At 61.9% G+C, this 2,725-nt stretch carries 2 protein-coding genes; both read right to left on the bottom strand.

The window, feature by feature from the left end; genetic code table 11:
• A partial coding sequence (locus ABD120_RS39975) for a PD-(D/E)XK nuclease family protein (RefSeq protein WP_425564120.1) occupies positions 1–363 on the bottom strand: 363 nt, incomplete at its 3' end.
• Between the two features lie 1,264 nt (positions 364–1,627).
• On the bottom strand, positions 1,628–2,548 hold the full coding sequence (locus tag ABD120_RS39335; protein ID WP_343955577.1) for a hypothetical protein: 921 nt from the start codon (positions 2,546–2,548) through the stop codon (positions 1,628–1,630).
• Positions 2,549–2,725 lie beyond the last annotated feature (177 nt).

The following is a 2,725-nucleotide window of genomic DNA, read 5'->3' as shown; positions in this document are numbered from 1 at the left end:
CATGCGGTTCTTCAGGTCCGTGTGCGGCTTGGTTCTGCCGGGCGCTTGCCACTTGGACAGGTCCGGCTCAACGGCTAGCGCCGCATCTATCTCTCGTTCCCAAGCGTCGTAGTACCACGCTTGGGCTTGCTCGGGACTGTGTTCTCTGTAGGTGCGTTCCCAGTGCTCTACGGCCTCATGTACCGCCGTACCCTGAGCAAACCAGGCAGCGGGCGTTTGGGGCGCTCGCGCGACTCTTTCGAGGTAGTAGGCCTCACCGCATCCGGCGAAGCTGCTTAGCTGGGAAACGGAACGGTGAGCTATCGTCGTGCCTCCTAGGTTGTCCTTTGAGGCTCCCCGTGTTGTCCGCTGTTGAGTTATCAAGCGACTGTCCGACCAGGTACTAGCCCTCTTCAGCGGAGCCGCGATCCCCGGTCGGACAAGACCACTCTACGCCTCAACCAACTTGCAAAGATGGTCTGTTACCCCGGATGTGTTCACGGGGCAGGAACCGCATTGGCTCGTACAGACGAGCCACCACTGACAGAACCCGCGCGTCAGTCCATCGGAACCCTCGTCGGTATGGATGCCAACCAGGAATGCACCTTTCGGCGTGTGCTCGCCTACTACCTGGTTCAGCGCGTCGGATGCAGGCATCCGAAACGCAAACTCAACCTCGACCCCATCGGGATAGAACGTATCTGTGCGCCTGATCCCGTGGGGCAGGCTTGTCACGCGGACATCAAGGATGTCAAGGGGGTTATCAGGTCCCATCGGTTCGCCTCGTCACTCGTGCCTCAAACACTCTGCGTAAGCACTGTAGCCCCGGTTTGCCCATGCTTCATCATCAGAGAGTGAACTTTCGATCATCCGAGATGGAACCGTGAAGAATGTCTTCAGGGGCGAAGAATCCAGAGTGAACGGATGTAGGCGGAAGGCAGGGGAACGGGTCGATCCCAGACGCACGAAAGGGCCGCGAGGTTTACCCCGCGACCCTCTTTTTTTGGGCGGTTACGCCTGACGTACAGTTCGTCGAACCGGCTTGCCGGTTGCTGCCTTCAGCCACTTCCCTACGTGAGTCCTTCCCGGCGTCGCAGTCGCCTCGATTGCATAGAATCCGCCGTCTGGGCTGACCCAAGACGGTTCGTGATCCGGCTCGTAGGCGATGTCCAAGCCCTCATCTACAAGTTGCTGAGCCCAGCGGAGCGCACCAATCTTCCGGTGCACGTCTACATAGAGCCCCTGAGATAGCCGGGAGAGGTCCCTCAATCGCTGCGCAGGCATCGACAACTTGTGTCGCTCGTCGAGGGTCCATGGAACGGCATCCTTATGACTGGGCTGCTTCCGAGACATGCCGATCTCTTCGGCGACGGTTGCAACGGAGCGGTATGAGCAACCGGTCTGCTCTGCTACGTCGGCATACTTCAACCCTTGGCGCAACAGATTCGCTATCGCGACCCGATCAATGCCCTGAGCCATCCTGCTACAGCCTTCCAAGTCGTAGGAAACCGCATCGCTGCGAGGGGAAGTTTCCTGTACGCCAATGATCGCTAACGCTGCGATCCGTGTCTACCAACTTGCAAAGTGTATCGCGTTCCGGCAGGGAATCGTGTCACCCCCTGACCACGCAACGTCAGGGGGACTGACTCTAGCTGGCCATCTGCCACCCCATGCGACGGCGAAGCTCAGCGGCGATGGCGTGGCGGGAATCCTCGACGACACCAGGGCTTCCGGGGTTGCCCGGCTGACAGTCGGAGCACAACCCGCGTACACGACTCGGCGACTTGCATCCAGGGCATTCAACCATCGGAAGACGGGGCGTGATGTCGGCCACAGGAAGGGGGGCGGGCATCTTCTTGCGGAGCATGGCAGCGACGAAACCGGCTGCCGTCTTGACCCTCTCGGGAACCCAGGCCGTAGCAGCCCGAACGATCTGCTCGTCACTGGCACCCCGGCTACGCCATTCGGCGATGACCGGAAGTACCCGACCCATCTCGGCGAACCCGATCGTGAGGCGCGGTTCCTCCCGCCCGATACGAGCCACGATCGGCGCACACGCCGCGATCTCGTCTTGGCTGAAGGACTCTCCCCCATCCCTGTCCTTCGGTGCCTCGACGGCAGCCTCAGCGGGGGTTGCAGTCTCCTCGACGGGGGGAGGGGGGAAGGTTTCTTTCTCAGGAGTTTCTTTAGAGGGGTTCGTTCCCGACGCCCCGATGTCCGGCTGACCGGTTCCCACCTGAGTGGGAACCGAGACGACCTGCGGCTTTGCCGACTTCTGGGGGATGTCGTAGATGGCCGTCGTCGTGCGGATGCGCCCGTCCTCGTGGCGGGCGGTAACCCGGACGTAGTAGCCGAGAGCCGCCAGCTCGTCGAGGGCGGCGGCGATGGCCTTCCGCCCCGGCCCCGGGCGCTCGTCGGCGAGAGTCTTCACGTCGTTGCGTGTGCCGTCTTCCAGAGACAGGAGGTAGGTAAGGACGCCCAGCGCTGTAAAGGACAGTCGGCGGTCCTGAAGGACCTCGTTGCCGAGGACCGTGAAGAACCGATCCCGGGGAGTACGATGAACGCGCATCTTGGGGCTAGACCCTCTCGGATGTGTGAGAGCCCCGGGGACCGGCCAAGGAACCGGGGCTCTCGTCGGTAGTACGCGGGTGACCGTATCTTGCAAGTTGGTTGCTCTGCAAGTTGGTTGCTCCAGCCCGTGTACACGCCCCGACACAACAAGACCCCCGGCCGCTGCGGGGGCAGG

Origin of the sequence: Nonomuraea longicatena (genome assembly GCF_039525605.1) — a bacterium.
Classification (GTDB): domain Bacteria; phylum Actinomycetota; class Actinomycetes; order Streptosporangiales; family Streptosporangiaceae; genus Nonomuraea; species Nonomuraea longicatena.
This window is presented reverse-complemented; position numbering and strand designations above follow the sequence as displayed.

Bases quoted from the DNA above. Each gene is read 5' to 3' on its own strand.
- ABD120_RS39335 (WP_343955577.1), bottom strand. From the start codon at position 2,548: ATGCGCGTTCATCGTACTCCCCGGGATCGGTTCTTCACGGTCCTCGGC.